23 protein-coding genes are annotated in these 24,629 nt (G+C 50.8%); 9 read left to right on the top strand and 14 right to left on the bottom strand.

Translation table 11 applies throughout. The features are described from left to right. Positions 1–302 precede the first annotated feature (302 nt). From I2G61_RS07870 to I2G61_RS07900, 7 genes are all read left to right on the top strand, one after another. On the top strand, positions 303–1,154 hold the full coding sequence (locus tag I2G61_RS07870) for a DegV family protein (RefSeq protein WP_072683383.1): 852 nt from the start codon (positions 303–305) through the stop codon (positions 1,152–1,154). Positions 1,155–1,290: 136 nt separating this feature from the next. Beyond that, on the top strand, positions 1,291–1,749 hold the full coding sequence (locus I2G61_RS07875) for a MarR family winged helix-turn-helix transcriptional regulator (protein WP_195548120.1): 459 nt from the start codon (positions 1,291–1,293) through the stop codon (positions 1,747–1,749). Next, positions 1,742–2,149: a hypothetical protein gene (locus I2G61_RS07880; RefSeq protein ID WP_195548121.1), complete on the top strand. Its 408-nt coding sequence runs from the start codon at positions 1,742–1,744 to the stop codon at positions 2,147–2,149. Before I2G61_RS07875 ends, I2G61_RS07880 begins: the two co-directional genes overlap by 8 nt. Before the next feature lie 9 nt (positions 2,150–2,158). Continuing rightward, the gene (locus I2G61_RS07885; RefSeq protein WP_139248542.1) at positions 2,159–2,446 is read left to right on the top strand and encodes a hypothetical protein; all 288 of its coding nucleotides are present in this window, start codon (positions 2,159–2,161) and stop codon (positions 2,444–2,446) included. Between the two features lie 265 nt (positions 2,447–2,711). Then, positions 2,712–4,190: a stage IV sporulation protein A gene (gene spoIVA, locus I2G61_RS07890; RefSeq protein ID WP_195548122.1), complete on the top strand. Its 1,479-nt coding sequence runs from the start codon at positions 2,712–2,714 to the stop codon at positions 4,188–4,190. Positions 4,191–4,426: 236 nt separating this feature from the next. Continuing rightward, a complete protein-coding gene (locus I2G61_RS07895) occupies positions 4,427–5,773 on the top strand; it encodes a S1C family serine protease (protein ID WP_229100710.1) in 1,347 nt (448 codons plus the stop codon). Positions 5,774–6,191: 418 nt separating this feature from the next. Then, positions 6,192–6,884: a hypothetical protein gene (locus tag I2G61_RS07900; protein ID WP_195548123.1), complete on the top strand. Its 693-nt coding sequence runs from the start codon at positions 6,192–6,194 to the stop codon at positions 6,882–6,884. A 77-nt stretch (positions 6,885–6,961) separates the two neighbouring features. On the opposite strand, the gene I2G61_RS07905 is transcribed toward I2G61_RS07900, so the two are convergent. Continuing rightward, positions 6,962–8,347 carry a sodium-dependent transporter gene (locus tag I2G61_RS07905; protein ID WP_195548124.1) on the bottom strand — a complete coding sequence of 462 codons (1,386 nt, stop codon included), beginning with the start codon at positions 8,345–8,347 and terminating at the stop codon, positions 6,962–6,964. Between the two features lie 271 nt (positions 8,348–8,618). Here I2G61_RS07905 and I2G61_RS07910 point away from each other — a divergent pair, with 271 nt between their 5' ends. Next, the gene (locus tag I2G61_RS07910) at positions 8,619–9,059 is read left to right on the top strand and encodes a LytTR family DNA-binding domain-containing protein (RefSeq protein WP_072683391.1); all 441 of its coding nucleotides are present in this window, start codon (positions 8,619–8,621) and stop codon (positions 9,057–9,059) included. Between the two features lie 9 nt (positions 9,060–9,068). Beyond that, positions 9,069–9,530, top strand: a complete 462-nt coding sequence (locus I2G61_RS07915) for a DUF3021 domain-containing protein (protein ID WP_072683392.1) — start codon at positions 9,069–9,071, stop codon at positions 9,528–9,530. A 169-nt stretch (positions 9,531–9,699) separates the two neighbouring features. Here I2G61_RS07915 and nagA (I2G61_RS07920) read toward each other — a convergent pair whose 3' ends face one another. From nagA (I2G61_RS07920) to I2G61_RS07980, 13 genes are all read right to left on the bottom strand, one after another. Beyond that, a complete protein-coding gene (nagA, locus tag I2G61_RS07920; protein WP_072683393.1) occupies positions 9,700–10,902 on the bottom strand; it encodes an N-acetylglucosamine-6-phosphate deacetylase in 1,203 nt (400 codons plus the stop codon). A 21-nt stretch (positions 10,903–10,923) separates the two neighbouring features. Continuing rightward, positions 10,924–12,141: an N-acetylglucosamine-6-phosphate deacetylase gene (nagA, locus tag I2G61_RS07925; protein ID WP_072683394.1), complete on the bottom strand. Its 1,218-nt coding sequence runs from the start codon at positions 12,139–12,141 to the stop codon at positions 10,924–10,926. A 67-nt stretch (positions 12,142–12,208) separates the two neighbouring features. Then, complete coding sequence (locus tag I2G61_RS07930) at positions 12,209–13,021, bottom strand: PTS system mannose/fructose/sorbose family transporter subunit IID (protein WP_072683395.1); 813 nt, start codon at positions 13,019–13,021, stop codon at positions 12,209–12,211. After that, complete coding sequence (locus I2G61_RS07935) at positions 13,014–13,811, bottom strand: PTS sugar transporter subunit IIC (RefSeq protein ID WP_072683396.1); 798 nt, start codon at positions 13,809–13,811, stop codon at positions 13,014–13,016. Before I2G61_RS07935 ends, I2G61_RS07930 begins: the two co-directional genes overlap by 8 nt. Positions 13,812–13,823: 12 nt before the next feature. Beyond that, positions 13,824–14,324, bottom strand: a complete 501-nt coding sequence (locus tag I2G61_RS07940; protein ID WP_072683397.1) for a PTS sugar transporter subunit IIB — start codon at positions 14,322–14,324, stop codon at positions 13,824–13,826. 78 nt (positions 14,325–14,402) lie between these two features. Beyond that, the gene (locus tag I2G61_RS07945) at positions 14,403–14,816 is read right to left on the bottom strand and encodes a PTS sugar transporter subunit IIA (protein ID WP_072683398.1); all 414 of its coding nucleotides are present in this window, start codon (positions 14,814–14,816) and stop codon (positions 14,403–14,405) included. A gap of 18 nt (positions 14,817–14,834) precedes the next feature. Further along, positions 14,835–17,567, bottom strand: a complete 2,733-nt coding sequence (locus I2G61_RS07950) for a sigma 54-interacting transcriptional regulator (protein WP_072683399.1) — start codon at positions 17,565–17,567, stop codon at positions 14,835–14,837. Between the two features lie 505 nt (positions 17,568–18,072). Next, on the bottom strand, positions 18,073–19,269 hold the full coding sequence (gene nagA / locus I2G61_RS07955; RefSeq protein WP_072683400.1) for an N-acetylglucosamine-6-phosphate deacetylase: 1,197 nt from the start codon (positions 19,267–19,269) through the stop codon (positions 18,073–18,075). Between the two features lie 12 nt (positions 19,270–19,281). Then, entirely contained in the window at positions 19,282–20,097 is an 816-nt protein-coding gene (locus I2G61_RS07960; RefSeq protein WP_072683401.1) for a PTS system mannose/fructose/sorbose family transporter subunit IID, read from the bottom strand. Next, positions 20,090–20,890 (bottom strand): PTS sugar transporter subunit IIC, encoded by an 801-nt coding sequence (locus I2G61_RS07965; RefSeq protein WP_072683402.1) that lies wholly within the window; start codon positions 20,888–20,890, stop codon positions 20,090–20,092. The genes I2G61_RS07960 and I2G61_RS07965 overlap by 8 nt, the downstream gene beginning before the upstream one ends. 12 nt (positions 20,891–20,902) lie before the next feature. Beyond that, positions 20,903–21,403, bottom strand: a complete 501-nt coding sequence (locus tag I2G61_RS07970; protein ID WP_072683403.1) for a PTS sugar transporter subunit IIB — start codon at positions 21,401–21,403, stop codon at positions 20,903–20,905. A 56-nt stretch (positions 21,404–21,459) separates the two neighbouring features. After that, on the bottom strand, positions 21,460–21,876 hold the full coding sequence (locus tag I2G61_RS07975; RefSeq protein WP_072683404.1) for a PTS sugar transporter subunit IIA: 417 nt from the start codon (positions 21,874–21,876) through the stop codon (positions 21,460–21,462). Next, entirely contained in the window at positions 21,873–24,623 is a 2,751-nt protein-coding gene (locus tag I2G61_RS07980) for a sigma 54-interacting transcriptional regulator (RefSeq protein ID WP_195548125.1), read from the bottom strand. Before I2G61_RS07980 ends, I2G61_RS07975 begins: the two co-directional genes overlap by 4 nt. Between the last annotated feature and the right edge of the window lie 6 nt (positions 24,624–24,629).

Genomic DNA, 24,629 nt, shown 5'->3' on the forward strand with positions numbered 1-24,629 from the left:
GCGTCATCATTTCTTTTGAGTGAATTATACGAAATTCTTCAGACTCCGTCAATTTCAAATTGAATTTTTTTCTAGTTTGATCGAAACATCCCTCTTTCCGTTTTTTCCAGATTTATTTTTGCTTTTCCAAACTGTCCTTCTTTATTTTTAACCCTTGATTCAGCCCTTTGATTCATCAATTCGATTTCAATGAAGATCTGTGCTTTCGCACAAAGTCGACAAACCGTCTTTTCTGTAAGTGGATATTAGTTTACTTCTAAATCAGATCGCGTTAAAATGAAACATATAAGGAGTGAAAAACTATGAAAATAGCCTTTGTTACCGACAGCGGCATCGGGAAAACCGCGGCTGAAATGGCAGCGGACGGCATCGTCAGTCTGCCGCTTCAGATCAGCGTCGACGGCCGCAGTCTTCAGGATATGGAAGACATTGATCAGGACCAGCTGATCACGCTGCTTCAGCAGCAGAAGGTTATGGCGACATCCCTGCCGTCGTTAGGCCGGATTCAGGAATGTTTTGAACAATTAAAAGCTGAGGGCGTGGAACTGATCTTCGCTGTGCCGATCTGCAGCGGTCTGTCCGGCACAATCAGTGCGATGCAGACGGCGGCTTCCCAAATCGGGCTGCCGATCATCACGATTGATACGCATGTCACGGCCGTCGTTCAGGAATACCTGATCCGCACCGCCAGGCAAATGGCCGAGACCGGCGCCTCCATGGAAGAAATCCAGGCCGCCTGCCAGCAGGTGATCGACACGACCAACACCCTGATTCTGCCCAGCGACATGCAGCATTTAAAACGCGGCGGACGGCTGACGCCGCTGGCCGCCACGTTAGCGGGCTTATTAAAGATCAAACCGATTCTGGAAATCAACCGGCGTACCCAGGGACGGATCGACGTCAAGGAAAAGGTCAGAACCTATACCCGCGCGCTGGAACGGGCCGTACAGATCATGAAGGAAGACAACATCGACGAACATTACTCGATTACCATCGCGCACGTCGACGCACCGCAGACCGCCGAGCAGCTGGCCGCCATCCTGCGCCGCACCTTCCCGAAAACCGAAATTCAGATCATCAAGCTCGTCAACGTCGTCGCCGTTCACACCGGACTGAACACGCAGGCGATTCAATATTTCAGAAAGCTGGATTAGCCGTCAATCGCGACGGCTTTTCTGTTGCTTCAGAAAGTGAAGACTGTGTGAACATTTCATGTGAAATCATGTGAAGTCTGTAAACACGTGTTTACAAGATTGCGAAAATCGGTATAATAGTTTGCATGAGGTGATGATGATGGAAGATGCAATCCGCAAGGTCCTCGAAGATTTATTCAATCTGCAGCCGCTGATGCTCAACCGGTCCATGGGAATCGCGCAGAACGAGAATTTCAGCCCTGTTCAATTATATGTTTTATTCACGCTGCAGTGCCGTGAGGAAATGACGCTGGCCGACTGCTGCCGGCAGACATTGATTTCCAAGCAGCAGCTGTCCAAGCTGATCGACGGTTTAGTCACACGCGGGATCGTCGACCGCAAGCCCAACCCCAACAACCGCCGCAGCATTCTGATTTCGATCAGTCCCCAGGGCGGCGAAATCCTGCGCCAGTATAAAGAAAAGCAAATCCGGCATCTGACGCCGTATTTCGCCCAGCTCAGCGCAGACGAACTGGCGACGCTGCACCGCAGCTTTCAGGAGATTACGCAGATCATGCGCAAGCTACATTATAAGGAGAACGATAACCATGCTTGAAAAAATTAAAAACGCGCTGTTTCGCTTTATGAACGGCCGCTACGGCACCGATGCGCTGAACAACTTCCTGTTGTTTGCATCCCTGGCCGTCCTGCTTGTCAACACGCTGACGTTTAAGAGCGTATTCCTCGGCCTGCTGGGCGACGTACTGATCTTCGCCTCCCTGTTCCGCACGCTTTCCCGCAACCTCTGGAAACGCCAGAAAGAAAACATCAAATTTATGGAACTGACCCGGCCGGTCCGCTCCGCCTTCTCACTGATCAAAAAGAACGCCAGTGATAAAGAGCACAAATATTTCAGCTGCCCGCATTGCCATCAAACGGTCCGCGTGCCGCGGGGACACGGGAAGATTGAAATCACCTGTCCGCGCTGCAAGACGACCTTCGAGAGAAAGTCGTAGGGCGCGATGATGGGATCCTTTGTTTATTTTTTCATTCTGTTAATTATTCTGCAGGTGCTCTCGCCGCTGCTTTACGCCTATCCGCTGGTCGGACTGCTGTTATGGGTCGGGATCATCGGCTGGTTTCTGTACCGCAATAAAAAACAGCGCGAAGCTTTCTACAAAGCGCAGCAGCAGCAACAAGATTATTACCAGCAGCAACAGCAGGACGCCGGTTATTCACAAACTCAATCCCGTCCGCACGTCGATGAAAAAGATGTGATCGACGCGGAATATACCGAGCATGAAATCAAATAGCGCAGCCCTTAGGCAAGGAAGGTTGGTCTTCTTGTGGATCAATCCGATTTAAATCCATCGTGAAAAGACAATCCGCTGATCCGGGTTGTTTTTTTCTGCGATCACGGCCTTCGTTTTCCTGTTTCTCATGCGTGTCCCCCCGCGGTTCCTCTTTTGATCTCCGCCGATCCCCTTCCGCCCGGCAGATTTCCACTTATTTTTCACATTGCGCTGGCATAGAGCCCTGGGCAAATTCATACACTTCAAATAGCTAAGGGAGGAAGTTATGGAAACGACAGAAATTTTGAAAAACATCGGTGAAAGAACTGGCGGCGATATATATTTAGGCATTGTCGGACCAGTACGGGTAGGCAAATCCACTTTCATCAAAAAGTTCATGGAGCAGGCCGTCATTCCGTATGTCGAAGACGAATACGAAAAAGGACGGATGATTGATGAACTCCCGCAATCCGGAGAAGGCAAGACGATCATGACGACGGAGCCGAAATTTGTCCCGAACAACGCCGCGACGATCGCTTTCGACGACGGCTTTACGGTCAAGGTCCGGTTAGTCGACTGCGTCGGTTTTGTCATTCCGGAAGCCAAAGGCTACAAAGATGAAAACGGCATGCGGATGGTGCGCACGCCGTGGTATGACGAAGCGATTCCATTTAATGAAGCGGCCAAGACCGGCACGCAGAAGGTCATTCAGGATCATTCCACGATCGGCATCGTGATCACCACCGACGGCTCGATCGCGGATCTGCCGCGCGACTCGTATATCGAGGCGGAAGCCGAGGTCATCGACGAACTGACCCAGATCGGCAAGCCGTTCATCATCATCGTCAACTCCAAGGATCCTTCATCCATTCAATGCCGCAGCGTCGTTGACAAGTTAAAGGAAAAGACTCAGGTTCCGGTTCTTCCGATGGCAGTCAACCGCCTGGACGAAAACGATATTCACGCGCTGCTGCGGGAAGCGCTATACGAATTCCCGGTCTCGGAAATCAACGTTCAGATGCCGAAGTGGGTCTCCGTTTTGAGCGACGAGCATTGGCTCAAACAGAGTCTTAACGGTTCGATTGAGGAAAGCATGAAGGCGATCACCAAGCTGCGCGAGGTCGAAGGCATCGTCGATATCCTCAATGAGAACGAATACGTCGAGAAATCTAACCTGGCAACTGTTGATACCGGCAAGGGCGTCGCCGTCGTCGATCTGGAGGTCAAAAGCGGACTCTACAATCAGGTCTTAAAGGAAATCATCGGTCAGGACATCACCGACAAAGCCCAGCTGATGCAGCTGATGCAGGAATTTGCCGAAGCCAAGCGCGAATACGACGCCATCAGCAGCGCTCTGAAGATGGTCAAGCAGACCGGCTATGGCTTCGCTTCCGCCTCCCTGCATGACATCCAGCTCTCCACTCCGGAAATCGTCAAGCAAGGCGGCCGCTACGGCGTGCGCATCAAAGCCGTCGCCCCATCCATTCACATGATCAAGGTCGATGTTGAAAGCACGTTTGAGCCGATCATCGGATCGAAAGAACAGAGCGAGGAACTGGTCAGCTATCTGCTTCGCGATCAGGAAAGCGATCCGCAGGCCATCTGGGAATCGGATATCTTCGGGCGCAAGCTGGCCGACATCATTAAGGACGGCATGAACTCAAAGCTGTCGATGATTCCGGAAACCGCGCGGGTCCGCCTGCAGGGTATCCTGACCAAATTGATTAACCGGGGCAAAGGCAACGTCATCGCGATTGTTCTCTAACTGGCAGCTGTACTCAAAGAAGCCCGGAGGTTCCGGCGCTTCTTTTTGTCTGTCCGCTACCTTCTGAAGGTCTTCGCTGGATATGCTTTTCACCCTCAGGTCAACCAGTTTTTTTCACCTTCTCTACAAAGTGAACATCAGTTTACCCAAGCCTTCACACAATCTTCATATTTCAGTCAATATGAAGTCACATCCCCGGACTAGAATAAGACTCGTAAAAAGAAAGAGGTGTGATGATGATGAATGAAAATCATGAAAATCGAATCCCAGAAGAAAATCACTGTGAAAATGAAGCCGGCATGACCGCTGCCTCACAGGAACATACAAGCGCGAATGCCCAGGCAAAAGCTCAGGAACAAACCCGCTGCGAGCGAATCCATGTCCAGCCCGAACCCGATCCGGTGCTGAAAGAACTGGCAAAGCAGCGCAAGTCGATGAAGCGCACGATGGTCACCGGCTTTCTCTGCTGCGGACTGTTGGCCGGAGGCATCGGTTTCGGCGGCGGCCTGCTGGCCAACCCGATGAACGGCTCCTCCACAACGCTGTACCGTTCGACCTCCGGCAAGGTGGAAGTCCAGCCGGTTGCGGCCGGCAGCGAGATGAGCGTCGAGCAGGTCGCTGCGCTGAATCAGCCGAGCGTCGTGGAAATTAAGACGGAAAAAGTCACCAACAGCAGCTTCCTGCAGCAATACGTGCAGACCGGAGCCGGCAGCGGCGTGATCATCTCCGAAGACGGCTATCTGATCACCAACAACCACGTGATCGACGGTGCTTCCACCATTCAAGTCCGTACCAGCGACGGAACAACCTATGACGCGGTGCTGGTCGGCACCGACAGTAAGACCGACGTCGCGGTGCTGAAGATCAATGCCAGCGGCCTGACGCCGGTCACCTTCGGTGATTCAGACACCCTGAACGTCGGCGAAACCGCCGTCGCAATCGGCAATCCGTTAGGTGAGCTGGGCGGTACCGTAACCAACGGCATCATCAGCGCCAAGGATCGCTCGATCACGCTGGATAATCAGCAGATGACGCTGCTTCAGACCAACGCGGCAATTAATCCGGGCAACTCCGGCGGCGGGCTGTTCAACTCCCGCGGCGAACTGATCGGCATGGTCGTCGCCAAATCCAGCGGCAGCGACGTCGAGGGCCTGGGCTTTGCGATTCCGTCCAATCTTGTCAGCAGGATCGCACAGGAGCTGATCGCCAACGGTTATGTCACCGGCCGGCCAGCGCTGGGCGTTACCGTGTTGAGCATTGAAAACGCTCAGACTGCGATGCAGTACGGCGTCAACAGCTTAGGTGTTTACATCACGGATGTGGAAAGCGGCAGCGCAGCGGATAAAGCCGGCATGCAGGCGGGCGACCGGATCATTTCGATCAACAATCAGGTTGTGGAATCCTTCGCGGATCTCAGCGCGGCGTTAGACAATTACGCTGTCGGCGATACCGTGGAAATCATGGTCAGCCGCGGCGGATCCACGGTTACCCTGTCCCTGACGCTGCAGGAAAAGAAAAACACCACCCTTCCGCAGAATGAAAACGGCGAAACGCAGACCAATCCGCAAGTCCCGTTAAATTAATCCCTGAATTCTCCACAGCATAGTTTCTGACCTTCCGCAAACCGCGGAAGGTTTTTTTCTACCGTCCGCTGTTTTAAACTGATCCGTTTTTTTGTCTGCTTTTCCCCAAGGAATTCATAACAGCGGATGAACCCGCAACAAAAAGGTTGAACCTTAATCAGGGACGTTCTGGTTATGACGTTAGCAGACTGGCTTTAAGCCTTAGCCGATGTTCCGTTTTTTTCATTTCATCCTTAAAAGAATCGGATGCCTCTTGGCTTACTATCGAAACAGAGTAAAAAAGTTAAATTCACTTCCAAGATGTAAATGTTTTCAGGCAAAAAACGAATTTTTAGAAAAAAATTTAACTTTTTTTATATTTCAGCAAGGCTTTTTGAAAAAAAACGCAATATTAAAGGTAGAAAGCGAGGAACAAACTATGCCGGAACCATCACTCAACGAGTATTTTAACCTGACCAACGATCTGCTTTTCAAATTAATCATCTCCAGCCTGCCCCATTCCATGAATAAAAACGTCGGATCCACGATGGTTTTTACCGTCGATTCCGAAACTTTGAATTCTGAATATTCGATTGGCATCGGCGTCCAGGTCGGTGATTTCATGGTGCTGGGCGTTCAGACCGTTACGGCCTGGCGGACTGCGTCTATCCGGACGAAAGCGCTGGTCAGCGAATTACTTGCCGCTCAATCCCCTGACATCAAGGAAATCGAAAAAGCACAGCCGATCGTGGCCGTTTCGTTTGTCCTGAATCCTGCCTCGTACCGGAAATGGAAAGCGCCGCAGACTTTGCGTTTATCTGATTTCGGTTTGTTTACGCCGTTTGAGGATAAGGTCACAATGGTCGTCATTCCGCTGCCGGCACAGGATGAAAGCTTCACCCCGCCGCTTTCTCAGGAAGATCAATGGCGCTGGTTCATCAAAGAAGCCCGTCCGCACAGTCAGTCCCCGATCGTCGAAGCGTTAATTAAAATGGATCCGGTCTTCGAAGTCATGCAGCGGAATCTGGACAGGCTCAGCGATCAAAAACCGATCTGCGAAGTGATGAAAAAGCGTTATCTGCGGATGCAGGAAATTATTCAGGAGGAAGAAAAAGCCGCGATGCGAGCTTAAGCTCCAACCGCGGCAGATGATCTGATTTTCAGCAAACTGTCTTTTTTGTTTTAACGGCAGTTTGCTTCTTTCTTTGTTTATGACAATCCTTGTCCCTGAATCAATGTAAAATACAAGATGATCAAAATTACGATCGGCGCGACATAGCGCACGATAAAACTCCAGTATTTTTCCAGTTTAAACGGCTTCTGCGCCGCGCCGCTGATTTCCTTCGCCGCTTTCCGCGAACCCCAGATCCAGCCGACAAACACGCAGAACAACAACGCGCCTAACGGAATCATCAGATTATCGGTGAACTTTTCCATGACCGCATTCATCGGCAGCCATTGCAGCCCGTGCTTCCAATCCAGCCATGGCAAATTCAGCGAACGCTCCGCGCTCTGCGACAGCGAATACCCGATGCTCAGCAGACTCATCGGCGCTGCCAGAAGCAGCGTTGACTTCAGCCGGCTCCAATGCAGCTCTTCGTTCAGAAAAGCCGTGCAGCTTTCCAGGATACTGATGGCGCTGGTCAGCGCCGCCAGAAACAGAAGCAGAAAGAACGCCAGACCGAACAGCACGCCGCCCGGCATCATCGCAAACACCTCCGGCAGCGCCATAAACGCAAAACCGCCGCCCATGCCCAGTCCTTCAGCGCCCATCGTGACAAACACGACCGGCACGATCGCCAATGCCGCCAGCACCGCGACCAGCGTATCGAGAATGCAGATCATCACCGCGCTGCGCAGCAGATTTTCTTTTTTCGGCACATACGATCCATACGTCACCATAATACCCATCCCGACCGACAGCGAGAAAAAAGCCTGACCCAAAGCCGCCACCAGCGTATCGCCGTTAAGGGCTTCCGGCCGGATTTCAAACAGATATTTTACGCCTTCCCAGGCCCCCGGCAGCGTGACTGCCCGGAACACGATCGCAATCAGAAGCAAAAACAAACACGGCATCAGAAACTTACTGAATTTTTCGATGCCGCTGGAAACTCCGCGCACGACGACGAAGATGCACAAGCCGAAAAACAACGCGCCCCAGATCAAAGGCTCGACCGGCGCACTGATAAACTGCACGAAGAAATCCTGAAACGGCGCGGCCGCAGCCGGGAAATGCGCGCCCGTTAAATACACGAAAACATACTTCGTCACCCAGCCCCCGACAATACAGTAATACGATAAAATCACAAATAACGTGATGACCCCCAGACCGCCGCAGAAGGTCCAGCGCCGGTTCAGGCTGTGAAACGCGCCGACGACGTTTTTCTGTGTGGCCCGGCCGATGGATAATTCCGCCAACATCACCGGTAAACCGATCAGCGCGACGATCAGCACATACAAAAGCAGAAACGCTCCGCCGCCATACGCCGCGATCTTGCCTGGAAACTTCCAGATATTGCCCAAGCCGACGGCGCTGCCCGCCGCGGCCAGAATAAAGCCCAGATTACTGGCCCATTGTCCTCGTTTTGAATTCATTTCCTGTTCCCCTTTTTTAAACCTTGTTTTTCATTATATCAAACCCCGGCTTAAATTTGAATGAAAACTTTTCTTTTCCTCCGCATTTCTTTCCTTGTTCTGTTTCATCTTTTCACCGTTTCAGCATTCATCCTTTTCAGCCTCTTTTCCTTCCCTGAATTTAACCGTTTGACCCGCAAAACCGACCGTCTGTCGGAAAGCGGATGTATCCTGCCGGGATTTCCGCTATACTAGGGTCAGATCAAGAAAACAGCCAAAGGAAGTGATGAACATGAAGGTTGAGATTCAAATCGACGAGAACTGCGGCGAACCCCGGCTCATCGTCCTCACCCGCCAGGTCACTGACGAAATCCAGACGCTGATTCAATCCTTATCCAATACGCCCGCCGCGTTTCTTGCGGGGTTTCAGGAGGATGAACTCGTCCTGCTTCAGCCCCGGGAAATCATCCGCATCTATGCCCAGGAAAAGAAAACGATTGCGGAAGCCGAGAAAGGCCGGTTTATCGTCCGGCTGAGTCTGCAGGAAGTCCAGACCCGGCTAAGTCCGGGGAATTTCGTCCGGATTTCCCATTCGGAAATCATCAATCTGAGCAAGGTGAACCATTTTGACTTAAGCTTTTCCGGTACGATCTGCGTAACGCTGACCAACGGCGCGCAGACTTACGTTTCCCGGCGCTACGTTTCCAAAATCAAACAAGCATGTGGAATATGAGGTGAAACCATGAAAAAGAAAATGATCCTGACCGGTCTGTTCGGAGCGCTTGCCGGTGTGGCCCTTTCCACGCTGATCACGCTGGCGATCTCGCTGATGCACAACAACGGGCACTATTACGCGGTGGTTCCGGAGCTGATCGTCTTCTGCGGCTCGGAGGTCAGCGCGATGCTCCTGCAAACGCTCTGTTCGATGCTTTACGGCGCGATCTGGGCGGCTGCCAGTCAGATCTGGTCCATCGAAAGCTGGAGCTTACTCAAGCAAACGCTTGTTCATTTGATCGTCTGTTCTTCCGGAACGCTGCCGATCGCCTACTTCATGTGGTGGATGCCGCACACGCTGATCGGTTTCGGTTGTTATTTCGGCCTGTTCTTCACAATTTACGCCATGATCTGGCTGATTGAATACAGCCTGATGAAGCGCCGGGTGAACCTGCTGAACCGGCAGCTGAAAGCGCACAATCAAGCCTGAATCCAAGCTGTAAAATTGGACTTAAACAAACGGAAACACTGCAAAAACAAGAAAAACCGGCCTGTGCAAAGTTGGAAACAAAACCTTGCACGGCCAGTTTTTATGTTGTGATCATGGGAGTCTCCGCCGGATTTTCTTTCTTGTTGTTTGTGAGTTTCTCACGCTTTTCTTAAGCAACGCTGGTTTTCAAAAAATCCGGGTTGACCGTCAGGACGTCGCCTTTTTGATAAGCGCAGCGACCTTCGATAAAGGTTTTCATCAGCTGAAAATCAGCGTCGACAACGATCAGATCCGCGTCCTTGCCCGCGGCAATCGAGCCTTTATGCGGCAGGCTGAACAAGACCGCCGGATTTTCCGAGGTCATTTTAACGATCTCCGTGATCGGTTTATGCGGCATTTCCGCCAGATTCCGAACGCCGTAAAGCATGTTTTTGGAGCTGCCCGCAATCGTTCCGTCTTCCAGCAGCACCAGCCCTGCTTCGCTGATCGTCCGTTTATGTCCGCGGATCGTATAAACGCCCGCCGGCAGTCCGCTCATCGGCCCGGAATCGGAAATCATGATAAAGCGCGACATCGGTTTGATCCGGAACATGATTTCCAGCATTGGCTGACTGATATGAAACAGATCGCAGATGACCTCGCTGAAGATTTGATCGGAAAGCAGCGCCGCACCATACGCGCCGGGTTCGCGCCGGTCCATTTGCCGCATCGCGTTGCCGGTATGGGTTGAACACGCCAGCCCCTGTTCGATCGCCCGATTATATTCCGCAAACGTCGCGACGGTATGCCCGCCGCTGAGCAAGACGTTCTGACTGCGGCAGAAACGGATCAGTTCGCCCTGCGGATCCAGCTCCGGCGCCATCGTCATATATTGGATCTGACCTTGGCTGGCTTCAATATATGCCCGCATTTTCTCAACGGAGGGCCCAAGCAGCTCTTCCGGCTGAAATGCACCGCGCCGGTTTGGATTGAGGAACGGTCCTTCCATGTGAATGCCGAGCATCCGCGCTTCCCCGTTTAAGCCCTGCTTTTGTTCGCCGATCGCCTGCGCGATCGCCGCCAGATTTTCCATTTCCGTCTCATTGTGATCACCCGCCGTCACCAGATAGCTCGTCACGCCGACCGCCGCCATCTGTTTGGACAGCGCATGAAAATCTTCCGGTTTCGTCGACAAGGCCGAATAGCCGTAATAACCATGCGTATGAATGTCGATCAGTCCCGGCAGCAGCTTGTACCCGCGCCAGTCCTCATCCCACGCTTCCTCCTTTAACTCATCCGCCGGCACAAGCTGAGCGATCTTTCCATCCTCCACGATGACCAGTCCGTCGATCACGCCCGCCGGGGTTACGATTTCATTGCAGCGTATTTTCATGAATTTCTTTCTCCTTTTCGTTTAGTCCAGCTTCTGACAGAACTGTGAAAAATGCTCGTTGGTCAAAATCGGATCCGCGGACGTATAGACCCGCCGCCCCTCGACCCATGTTTCCTGAACCTCGTAGCGGTCGTTGATTATGAAGAAATCCGCGTCTTTCCCCGGAGCGATCGAACCCTTCTGCGCTTCGATCCCCAACAGCCGGGCCGGATTCAGCGACGCCATCCGGCTGACCCGCTGCGGCGCCAGCCCCAGTTTTTCGATCAGGTTTTCCATCCCGTAGAGAACATATTTTGAGCTGCCGGAAATCGTGCCGTCATCCAGCAGAATCCGCCCGTCGGAATGTACGTGGACGCGCTTGCCATAAGCGAAATAGGTGCCCGGTTCCACCCCGGAGAGCGTGTCGGAGTCGGAAATCATGATGAACTTGTCAAAATTATGCTTTATTCGGAACATGATTTCCAGCATCCGCGGCGCGAGATGATAGAAATCACAGATGATTTCACAGACGACCTCCGGATCCAGCAGCGCCGCGCCCAAAGCGCCGATATCACGCCGGTCGATCTGGCGCATCGCATTGCCGGTATGGATCGATACCTGGATACCGTCCCGAACTGCCTGACACATCTGTTCGTCATCCGCCAGGGTATGACCGGCCCCCGCGACAATCCCGTGTTCCCGCAGCCAGTGAATCGTTTCCGCCGCGCCCGGCATTTCCGGTGCCAGCGTCATATACTTGATCTTCCCGCGGGCCGCCTGCCAATACGCCTCGCACTTTTCCACGCTTGGCAGAATGACTTCTTCCCGCGGCGTCGCGTTGTGCTTGTCCGGATTGAAAAACGGCCCTTCCATGTGAATGCCTAAAATCCGCGCCCCCATCACGCCTTCGTCCAATGCCTCCGCGATCGCGCTGAGCATCTCCATCTCATGCGCCTTCCAGCCCGAGGTTGTCGCCAGCGTCGCCGTGACTCCAATCGAAGGCAGAATTTTCGATAAGCCCTGGATTTCCGCCTTGTCGATCGTTTTGGCTGACCAGCTGCGATAACCGTGGCTGTGCAGGTCGATGATGCCCGCAAAGATCCGCTGATCCGCAAAATCCCGGGCCGCCGCGATCTGCGCCGGATTTGGATTTTCGATCAGACCCGCAAACTTCCCGTCTGCGACCTGCAGCACCCCTTCCACCATGCCCTGCTCCGTCAGGATCCGGCGGCTGTAAAATGAAACTGTTTCGTTGCCCAATGTCGTCAACTCCTTTCCCAGTTGAAGAAGCGGCCCTGTTGAAACAAGCCGCTTCGGGTTAACCCTATTATAACAGACCGATCAGCGTTCCGATCAAACCGAACGCAAAGATTGCCAGAATCACCGTATTGACCTTGACGCCCTTGCGGATCGCACCGAAGGCTCCCAGCGTCAATAAGAGCGGCAGAATCTTCGGCATGATCTGATCGAAGACCTCCTGCAGCACCAGCGTTGTTTCGCCGATCTGCGCTGTAAACCCAACGTTGAACGTCACCATCGTCGCGATCATCGCACCGACCGTCGTCAAGCCGATCACCGTCGCCAGCTTGGTCATGTGCTGAATCAGACCGTTTTCATACGAAGTCTGAATAAACTTCGAGCCCAGCTGATAGCCCCAGATCGTGCAGTAATACCGGATGATCAGATGCGGCACGTTGAACAGAAGCAAGAACAGGATTGGGCCGAGAATGCTGCCCTGCTGCGCCAGCGAAATCCCGACGCCCGCCGCAATGACGCGGAAAGTTCCCCAGAAAAACGAGTCCCCGATGCCCGAAAGCGGCCCCATCAGGGAAACCTTGACCGCATTGATCGTCGAAGGATCCATATCTTTTTTCTCGGCGTATTCTTTTTCCATCGACGCGGCCATGCCTAACGAGAACGTGCAGATGTTCGGTGTGATATTGAAGAACGCGGTATGCCGTTTCAGCGCTTCGACTTGTTCCTGCGGCGTTTTGCAATAGAGCTTGATCGCCGGGAACATCGCCCAGGCAAAGCCCAGCGCCTGCATCTTTTCATAGTTGAACGAGCCTTCCAAAGCGAAGGAGCGCCAAAACAGCTGGCTGATCAGTTTTTTCTCATCGGATTTCATCACGTTACTCATTGAAGAACGCCTCCTCTTCACTTTGGGCATCCGGCTGCGCCGCCATCCGCGGAGTGCGGGATGCGCTGATATCCTGAACGATCATGACGATCCCGATCGTCGCCGCAATGCCGGCAATCGCGATAATCGGCAGATTCAGATAGACTGATAAAATGAAGCCGAAGAACAGAAAGACGCACAGCCGGTTATCCCAAAGCATGTTCATCAACAACGCGAAGCCGACAGCCGGCAGCATCTGGCTGGCCGCGCCCAGGCCGGTGATGATGATCGCCGGGATTTTTTTGACCAGCGCCTGCATCGCTCCAGCTCCAAACTGCAGCGAAACAAACGCGATCAGGCCGTACAGCGCGGCATACAGCGCACAGTGACCGAAATGGAAGCGCGTGATCTTCCCAAAATCGCCCGCTTCGGCGAATTCCTCGACCTTGTGCATCGTCGTCGCACGGAAGAAATAAACGAGATATTTGACCATCTGCTGAAGAATTCCGATCGGAACCGCCAGCGCCAGCGCGATCTCTACGCCCTGATGCATGCTCATGGCGAAGGCCGTGCCCAGCACCGACCCCATGTTGGAATCCGACGGTGTTGCGCCGCCGATCGACACCACGCCTAAGAAGATCAGTTCCAGCGCCGCGCCCATGATTAACCCTTGTTGTAAATCGCCGAGGATCGCACCAACTAACGGAGCCAGAACAATCGGCCGGTTAACCATGACGTTGCCGCCGATATCCCCCGCCGCCTGACCGGCTGCCGCCACCAGGGCGATCAGAAGTGCTTGAACCAGTGTCATAAACAGTCCTCCCTATTTCCGGACGTTTTTCAACGCCTCTTTGACCTGAACCTTGTTGCTCGTCGGGATCATCTGAATTTCAAACGGCAGACCGGCCGCCAGAATTTCTTCGATCGCCGCGATGTCCGCGTCGTCGACATAGACTTCCTTGGTCATCATCATCCGGTCCCCTTTGTCGATCCGCCCGCTGTTGCCGATGTTGACCCGTTCGATGACCGACTTGTCTTCAATCTTTTGCAGCAAACGCGCCGCATCGACCGGATTTTTCATCACGACCAGAATGTTCATGCCCGCCGCACGGGGATCGTTGATCAGCTTGGCCGCCTCGTCGATCGTCTTGATCAGCAGCTTCAGATGCTCCGGCACCGCCAGCTTCATCGCCAGGCTCTGGATCGGATCCGTCACCAGCTCATCGTTGGCCACAATGATGCCCTTAATGTTCAGCTGTTTCGTCCACATAAACACCACCTGTCCATGCAGCAGCCGATCGTCAATCCGCAGCATTTTAATCATTGTCACGCCTCCTTTCTTTTTTATCCTCCGGATCGCTCCGGTGAATTTCCTTGTTGTTTCCGGAATGTTTCTGCCGCGTCAGAACAGTTCGTCTTCCGTTTGCGGACAAGCCAGGACGACATTGCCGTAGATCATCCCCTGCCGGGCTTCCGCCAGCGCCGCAGGGATCGCCTGGGCCAGCGGTTCAGGGCTCAGACACAGCTGCAGCACCAGATTCAGATTCATCCCCGCGACGATGTGCACGCGCGGATCCTGCGCCAGGGCAAGCAAGGCGTTGTTGACGCTGCCGCCCCACAGATCGGTCAGAATCAGAAATTCGTCAGCCGTCCCTGCCGTCAGCCGTTCTTCGATCTGACGCTTTAAGCAATCGGGATGACTGCCGGGCAATAAGGCCAGCGTACTCAGATGCGGATCATCGCCGATGATCATCCGCGCGGTATCCGCCATGCCCGATGCCAGCGCGCCGTGCGAAGCCAGAATGATTTCTCTCATCATTTTTCCTCCTGAAAATTAAACCCCTGAAGGGTCCTGTCGGTCGTTTTCGATATAGTCGTAAAGATAGGAAATCTCGTCGATCGGAACGGTGACGTTGTAATTCTTAAGCAGCGGTGCAAAGCTGGCGTTGACCTGTTCAATGAAATCGCGGTGAGTCTGGACAAACGGCGTCAGATCTGCCAGCGATTCAATCGCCGTGCGGGTCACTAACCGTTCGATCAGAAAGCTGACATGAATATAGATGCCGACTAGCGTCCGGCTTTGAAAGCGCCGGTTCATCTGCCGCTGCAGCGCGCTGACCGCTTCGTATACGCAGTCCAACAGACGCGCGGGATTGAGGATCGTCAAATTTTCCATCAAGCTCTGCAATGAGAAGTTCTTTAGCAGCTGCTGCTGAAACAATTCCAGCTCCGCCGCATCCAGTTCGCCTTCCAAGGCCTGATTGAGCGGCTCCATTGAGCGGAAGCTGACGATATCCTCCAGCGCCATCGTATTGACGTTTTCCGGATGAAAACCTAACGGCCCGATCAGAATCAGAACCTCGTAGCGGTCGAATAAGACCTGCCGTTCTTGCGGCGACTGCAGCGTCGCGTAATCAGCTTCAATAAACCGGATATTTAATGGACGGGGCAGCGACCGGGCGAACAGCTCCGCCAGCTTGCCGCTGATCTTCACCGAAATATCGCTGGTAAAGAGAATCGCCCGTTCTTTTTGCTTGCGCGCCAGAATCCGGTACCGGCATTGATAACTCTCGCACGCTGATTTCAAAATCATTTCCAGCGGTTCGCACCGGCTTAAGCGCATTCCGATATCCAGCGCGAGTCCGGTTGAGATGTTGTTGATCACGCCGACTTCCATCGGACAGTCAAGATGCTCAGCAATTCCTTCCAGCGATCCCATATCAACTAACAGGATCATCGAACGGAGATAGGAATGGAAGCGGATAAATTCGTTCAGTTTTTTCTCGATCTCGCCAACCTCCGTATCTAACGGCATATCCAGCGCGTCGAAAATTCGTTTTCCCAACAGCTGATTCGCCGCGTCCGCGATGCTGGACGCCGTCGAATAGCCGTGGCTGATGATGATGCCGCAGTTTTGCCGGCGTATCGGCTCCTGATTATAAAAGCGGATGTTGAGCGTCAGAAAGATCGTGTTTAACGGCTGGGAACGCAATTCAAGCGAACCGCATATTTTCTCAGTCAGCGACTCTGCTAACGCCGTTGCCTCCGGAAGCTGCTGACGCAAGGTGTTCAGACAGCCCTGAATCGCTTCCTGCCGCTGACTTTCCCAGACGGCCAGACTGGAATGGATTCGCGCCAGCGCGCACGTCATCCGGGCCAGCACAAAGCTGCAGTTCGGCGGCAGCGTCAGCCGCTGATCCAGATCCAGCGTTTCCAGTTCACGGCGGATCTGAGCTTCGATGACCGCCAGCCGGCTGTCCTCCTCCTTTGCCGTGAAGATAATCGTATCGTAATATTCCCGCATCCGCGTCAGCCCCTGCTCCAGAAATTGGGCAAAGACGCGGTGCTCGTTATAATAGTGCCGGTGACTTTCCAGCAGATGATCGAACAGCTTTAAAATCTGATCGCTGCCATCCTGACGGCGGAATTGTTCGATCGGCAATGGCGTTGACTCCGACGGCTTGCGGATTTGGCTTAACGGTAAGCGGCCCAGCAGCTCCGGCGGCAGATCCATCGCTTTTAACACGATGACCGGCTCCTGCGGATGTTGGGAATAGGCGGCCGCGCACATTGTTTTTAAACCATTATTCAGCTCCGCTAAATTCAGTCCCGGCAGATCGGCGCACAGCGCTCCAAACAGCCGCGCGGACATTTTAATCTCCCGGTTCAGCTTGCGTTGTTCCTTCAAAAGCAGCTGGATCACCAGTTCTTCCCGCTCCTGAACCGGACGGCGGGAAAAGGCGGGAACCTGGCAGTGAACCGGGATGCTGAGCAGCAGCTCCGGCTGCAGCGCCTGCGCAGACCGGCTGGCCAGCGATAGAATAAAGCGGGCGTTATTCGTCAAGACCGGCTGCGTTTGGCGAGCCCGGGTATAGGTGCCCGAGCGGATCAATTCAGCCAGCTTCAGCTGACATTCCGCACTCAGCTGATCGGCTTCCGTCAGGTACACGACACCCTCCCCGGCTTTTTCAATCAAGCCTGAGCGCACCGTGCCCTCCTGTTCCTCACCGAACAGCTCGGCAAGCTGGCGTTCAGGAGTCATTTCCGCACTGACGCTCCAGCGCACAAACCGGGCGGCGGCTGAATTCAGATGTTGATCCGTGAGAAATTCAAACGCCGACTGCGCAAGAAACCGCCGTCCGCTGCCGCGTTCGCCTTCCAGAAGCACCGCCAGACCGCTGGGGTATTGCATCGCCGACTTGAGCTGCGCGATGCAGCCGGCCAGAGAGCCGTCGGCCCCGACTACGTTTTCAAAGTTTCGCGCCGGAAACGGCTTCCGGGAAAGTGCCTGAACCAGATCGGCGACATTGAAATATTCCTCGTCGGTCAACGTCACCTGATATTTTGTTTCCAACTCCTGCCTCGCCAGATAGTAAACCGGACGGGAGCTGATTTTGACGCACGCGTTTTCCTTGCACAGCTCGTTGAGATACTGACTTACCAAGGTGCGCGACAGATTCAGCTGCGCGGCGATATTCCGGGTCGTCATCCGTTCCAGCTGCGTCAAACCGTAAATCCGGGTCTGGTTTTTCAGCCAGATGAGAATTTCTTCTTTTGTTTTATTCATCCCATTCACCTCGTTCAGATCGGCTGATGGCTTCATTATAGGATATTCACCCGATTTGTCTTTACATTCATCAAGTTTCAACACTGACTGCCTAAATTCAGATCGTTTTGGCACTGGCAGCTACGCTTTTCATCAGTGACGAATAGCTCAGATTGGTGACGACAACGCTCATCTCCATGAAAGCTCAGCCCTTTTTCATTTCCATTGTACGTGAATCTCCCCGCTCTGTCGCTGTGCGGCCTGAGTTTAACATTTGAAAAAAACTGGTTTCCATGACGGATTTACCAGTTTTCAATTCGATCTCAGTTTAAATAAGTTCATGATCTCCGCAAATTAAAAAACTGAAATCGGCCTTCCTCTTCAGCCTGATTTCAGTTTTTGAAGAAATCAACAGAGCTATCCATTATCCTTTTTCAGCGGCGCAGTCATACTGCTTCACTATTTCAGAATGAAACAAAATAAATCCCGAGAAACGCCTCTGCCAAAGCAAGATTACAGCGGCGTCTCATTGTAACTGATCTATGAACCGCGGATTAACCGTGGCTTCCTGATGATAATCATATACGCATACGCCGTTCACATAGGTCTGGATCAGACGATCCTCGTCATCCAGAATGATGAAATCGGCGTCCATTCCCGGAAGCAGCTTCCCTTTTGTCGTTAAACCGAATAATGCCGCCGGATTCTCAGATGTCATTTTCAGAATTTCAGGAATTGACTTGTGGAGCTTTCGATAACAATTACGAACACCCTGAAGCATATTGGTTACACTTCCCGCCAAAACGCCATCGTCAAGCACGAGCTTCCCTTCCTCCGTCACAGTATAATGCCGCCCCTTTTCATAGTAATTTCCTTGCGGGAGTCCGGACAGGGATTCTGAATCGGAAATCATGATAAATTTTCCCATTCCTCCTTTTTTAATTCTGAACATCATTTCCAGCACTACCTGCGATACATGCACAAAGTCGCAGATGACCTCGTTATACAAAGCCTCTGAAAGCAATGCGGCGCCGAAAGCTCCGCCATCCCGGCGGTCAATCGGAGACATCGCATTCCCCGTATGCGTTGAGGTAGATAAGCCTAAAACAATCCCTTTGTTATAGGCTTCAAAGGTAGCGGTCGTATGACCGCCTGATAACAGAATATGATGATTCTGACATTCGCGCATCAAGCTTCCTTCAGGATCCATTTCAGGCGAGATGGTCATATACTTCAGATGCCCGCCGGCTGCAGAAATATAAGAACGGAGTTTATCGACAGAAGGCTCGCATAATTGACTCAGTGCGAAACCACCTTTTTTTGCCGGATTCAGAAAAGGCCCTTCCATATGGATTCCAAAGATCTGCGCCTCATCCTTAATCTCCGTCCGCCTCTGTTCATCAATAACGCTTGCCAAAGCAGAAAGATTCTCATACTCCTTATCAAAATGTTCGCCGGCTGTCGGAAAAAATCCAGTAACCCCGATTGAGGTCATTGCCCTGGCTAAACCATGCAATTCTTCAGGATCCGCAGACTGAGCGGAATAACCCAAATAACCATGCGTATGAATGTCAATCAGTCCCGGCAAAATCTTATTTCGCTTGAAATGATCTTCGCCTGACTGTAAATCTGGATAAAGGCCAACAATTTTCCCATCCTTGATTTCCAGCGTTCCCTTTACCGCTCCCTGGGGCGTCCAGATTTCACAGTTTTCAAATTTCATAAGTCATTGTCCTTACAACAGACCGATAAAAGTACCTAACAATCCGATAACAAAGATCGCGATGATCAGGGTATTCACCTTAATTCCTTTCCGGATCGCATAGAAGACAGCCATCGTTAAAGATAGCGGCAGTAAATTCGGCATGATTTGATCGAAGATCTCCTGAACTACCAATTCCATTTCGCCAATTTGAACGGTCAAACCGACATTAAGGCTCACCATTGTGGCAATCATGGCGCCCACGGTCGTCAAACCGATGACGGTCGCCAGCTTGGTCATGTGATGAATCAGACCATTTTCATAGGATGTCTGAATAAATTTTGACCCCAGGACATAGCCCCAGATCGTGCAATAGTAGCGCAGCACTAAATGCGGCACATTAAACAATATTAAGAACAGAATCGGGCCCAAGACATTGCCCTGCTGAGCCAGCGAGATGCCCACGCCCGCCGCGATGACGCGGAAAGTTCCCCAGAAAAAGGAATCGCCGATTCCGGAGAGCGGCCCCATCAAGGAAACCTTGATCGCATTGATCGCAGCGGGATCCATCGTTTTTTTCTCAGCAGCCTCTTTTTCCATGGACGCCGCCATGCCGAGTAAAAACGTGCTGATATGCGGAGTGATATTGAAAAAAGCGGTATGTCTCTTTAAAGCTTCGACCTGTTCCTCCTGAGTCCCGCAAAATTCATGGATCGCCGGAAACATCGCCCAGGCAAACCCCAAAGCCTGCATTTTTTCAAAGTTAAACGAACATTCCAAAGCAAATGAGCGGTAAAACAACTGACGGGTTAGCTTCTTCTCCTGCGGAGTGATTTCAAATTTACTCATTAAAGAATTCCTCCTCTGCCTGATCCTGGCCCTGCGGCAAACTGATCTCCGGTTGTTTACGGTTATGGCTCATATCCTGAACCACCAGCAGAACGCCGATCGTTAAAGCGATACCGGCGATCGCGATGATCGGCAGATTGAGATAAGTCGCTAAAATAAAGCCTAAGAACAACAAAACACAGAGCCGATTATCCCAAAGCATGTTCATCAGCAGCGCAAATCCGACAGCCGGAAGCATCATGCTTGCCGCATCCAGCCCATCCAATATAACCTGAGGAATCTGATCGACAAGATTCCGCATCAATTCAACGCCGAATTGCAGGGAAGCAAAGGCGATGAAACCATAAATAATCGCAAAAATCAGAATGCTTCCAAAATGCAGCCGCGTAATCTTATTGAATTGCCCCTGTTCAGCATAAACCTCGACTTTCGACATCTGGGTAGCACGGATGAAATAAACTAAATACTGCACCATTTGCATTAATAACCCGATCGGTACCGCCAGCGCTAAAGCAATTTCCACGCCCTGATTCATACTGATCGCAAACGCTGTGCCCAATATGGAGCCCATCGTTGAATCCGAAGGCGTCGATCCGCCGATTGAAACAACGCCTAAGAAAATCAATTCCAAGGCAGCTCCCATAATTAACCCTTCATACAAATCACCGAGAATAAACCCCACGATCGGCGCCAAGACAATCGGCCGGTTTAACATCAGCCCGCAGCCGCTTTCAGTTATTAATAAGCCGCCAAAAGCAACGAATCCAATCAAAATAGCCTGGAATAGTGTCATTGTTTCTCCTCCTCACTTCCGGATGCTTCTTAAAGCATCTTTAACATTGACTTTGTTGTTTGTTGGAATCATCTGGATATCAAACGGCAGTTCATAGCTCAGAATTTCCTGAATCGCTTCAATATCGGTTTCATCAACATAGACTTCCCGGGTCATCATCTCTTTGTTTCCCTTGTCAATCCGGCCGCTGTTTCCGATATTAATTCGCTCGATCAAGGTTTTATCCGGCAGTAATCGAAGCAATCTCGCCGCGTCGGCCGGACTTTTCATCACCAGCAGAATGTTCATTTTAGCGGAACGTGGATCCTGAATCAGCCGGGAGGCTTCTTCAACGGATTTGATCAACAGTTTAATTTGTTCTGGCACTGCTAATTTCATGGCCAGACTCTGGATTGGATCCTGGACCAGCTCGTCGTTGGCCACGATAATCCCTTTGATGTTAAGCTGTTTCGTCCACATGAATACGACTTGTCCATGCAGCAGCCGATCGTCAATCCGCAGCATTTTGATCATCAATTTCCCTCCTTTCTCATTTGAAGTTCACTGGAAAATATCCAGTTCATTCCTTTTTAAAACCAGGATTCCTCTTGCGGAATCTCGTTTAATTTAGCGTTGCCGTAGACCATTGACTTCTGCGCTTCATTCAGAATGGATTCGATGGCCATGCCGCCGGTTTCCACATCGCTCAAGCACAGCTGCAAGACTAAATTCAGATTCATCCCGGCAATCAAATGAACATTGGCATCCGCGCAGAGAGGAAGCAAGGCGGTATTGACGCTGCCTCCCCAAAGGTCGGTTAGAATTACCGTTAATTCGCCAGGCCAGGATTTGATCATTCCTTCCACTTTTGTTTTGAGCAGTTCCGGCTGCATTCCCGAAACCAGGGACAGCGGAATCAGCTCTGTCTGATCTCCAACGATCATTCTGGCCGTATCGGCCATGCCTTCGGCTAACCGGCCATGTGAAGCTAAAATCAATCTTTTCATTCTGCCTCTCCTTCCAACTCTTTTTTATTAAAGGCTTCATCATTCGCGATATAATCATACAAATAAGATATTTCATCAATCGGAACGGTAACGTTATAGCTTTTCAATATCCGTTGGAAACTGATATGGACTTGATCAATAAAATCCTGATGTTCTTTTTGAAAACGCGTTAAATCCGCCTGGGACTCAATCGCGGTTCTTGTCACAAGCCGCTCAATGAGAAAACTGACATGGATGTAAATTCCCACAAGCGTCCGGCTTTGAAACCGGCAATGACGCTGCCGTTGAAGCTCGCTGACAGCTTCATAAACTGAATTCAGCAAATGTGCAGGATTGAGAATCGTGAGGTTTTCCATCAGACTTTGCAAAGAAAAATTCTTTAATAACTGCTGATGAAATTGATCCAGTTCCTCCTCGTTTAATTCATCCTGAAAGGCTTCCGATAAGGGCTGCAGGTTTCTGAATCCTACGATATCTTCTAAGGTTACTGAATTCACGCCATCCAGTTTCAAGCCTAACGGTTTAATTAAGAGGACGACATGATATTGCTGAAAGCAATCGTCATTTTCCAATGTCGTCTTCAGTCTCGAATATTCGACCTCAATAAATTTGATATTGACCGGGCGCGGCAAAGAACTGCGGAACAGTTCTGCCAATTTTCCGCTGACGCGGATTGAGATATCATTTGTGAATATAATAGCTTTAGGTTTTTCTGTTTGCCGCAGCAGTCGGTAATGGCATTGATGGCTTTGACAAGCAGCGATGAGAATCGCTTCCAGTTCTTCATTTTGTTTAATCCGATTCCCGACATCCAGTGCTAATCCTGTTGATATATTGTTAATAATTCCAATATCCATCTTTGAATTTAAGTGCTGGGCCATCGCTTCCAGTGAGCCCATGTCGACAAGAACCAACATTCCTTGATAATAAGAATGCATCTGCAGGAATCGATCCAGTTGCTTTTCAATCGCGGCGACTTCAGTATCCAGCGGCATGTCAATGGCATCAAAAACCTGACTTTGCAATAACTGATTCGCGGCATCCGCAATACTGGACGCCGTGGAATAACCATGACTGATTATAATTCCGCATAACTGCCGGCCTTTTTCCTGCTGATTATAAAAACAGATATTCAAGGTAAGAAAGATAACGTTCAGCGGCTGTGTTTTGATTTCCAATGTAGTGCATAGCCGGGAAATCAATTCGTCGGCAAGTGAGAACGCCTGCGGCAGCTCCTGTTTCAAAGAATTCAGACAAGACTGGATCGAATCTCTCTGTTCGCTCTCCCAAACGGAAGCGCTGGTTTTCATTTGATGAAGAGAATCGATCATTCTTGCTAAAACAAAACTGCAGTTTAAGGGCAAGGTTAGCCTGGCATTGTCTTTCGCTTGATCAATCAACGTTTGAATTATATTTTCAATCGAACTGATCCGCGGATTCTCTTCTTTTTGTTCAAAAACAATCATGTCATAATACTTCCGCATGATCTCCAACCCGTCCTTCAGAAAAGAATTGAAATGATGATGATTAAAAAAGTAATCCCGATGCGCTTCCAGCAACAGATCAAACAGATCGAAAATCTGATGACTGTCATTCTCAGGAACCAGTTCGTTGATCGTTAAAAAGACAAGTTCCTCTTTCAAGCCTTTCCATTCCAAAGGAATTTTCGATAACAAAGGTTCCGGCAAATAAACTCGCTTCAAGCACAGGCTTTGTGTCTTCTCCTGTTCCAAAAAAGCATTGGCACACATCGTCCGAATACAATTTTTCAACTCATGAATATTCAGCCCCAACGTATTACTTCCTAACAAGGTAAATAGAGATTGCGAAAGTCGTATTTCGCAGTTTAATCTTTTTTGTTCCTGATTCAGAAGTACCCTTACTAATTGTTCCCGTTCTTCAGCCGGACGCTTTGTTAACGGCGGAATGCTGCAATGAACTGGTATGCTTAATAATAAATCCTGTCCCAAACATTCTAACGAAGGCATATCCACCCCAAGGATTACCCGCGTTTGACTGCTGATGGGATGTTCTGAATCTCCCATGCGGGTAAACTGTCCAGTGTTGATATAATCAGCGATCCTCTGCTGACATTCCAGGCTCATTTTATCGGCCTGTGAAAGATAAAGAAGACCGTTATGACATTTTTCGATAAAGCCTGTTTGTTTTTTAACAGAGCTGTGGATTCCGAAAAGATCTTCCAGCATTTTATCCGAGGTTTGTTCTGAATTAAATTGATATGCGATAAAACAAGCTTTATCCATGACGCGATGTTGATTTTTTAAGAATTCAAAAGCAAGCCGGGCTAAAAATGTTTTTCCGCTTCCTCTTTCACCCTGGAGGATCACGGGCAACCCATGCGGATAAAGCATCGCAGCTTTTAACTGCGAAATACAATAGCCTAACGAACCATCCTCACCCACCGCGTTAAAAAAATCCTGCGGCTCTTTCTGCTTCTGCTTTAACGCTTCAATTAAATCCGGCATATTGTAATATTCGTTATAGGTTAACGTCACGTTATACTTTTTCTCCAACTGTGTTTTATCGAAATAATAAACGGGTCTGGAGTTAATTTTGATACATCGCCCCAGTTTACACAATTCATTCAAATATTGGCTGGCTAAAGAACGGCTGATATTTAAAGTATTGGCAATATTGCCGGTGGACATCGCTTTTAAAAAGTCAACGCCATGACGGCAGGTTAGATCTTCTACGATTTTCTGAATTTCTTTCTGCGTTTTTTTCATGGACTC

This window comes from Holdemania sp. 1001095H_141210_F2, assembly GCF_015558105.1.
Taxonomy (GTDB): Bacteria; Bacillota_I; Bacilli_A; order Erysipelotrichales; family Erysipelotrichaceae; genus Holdemania.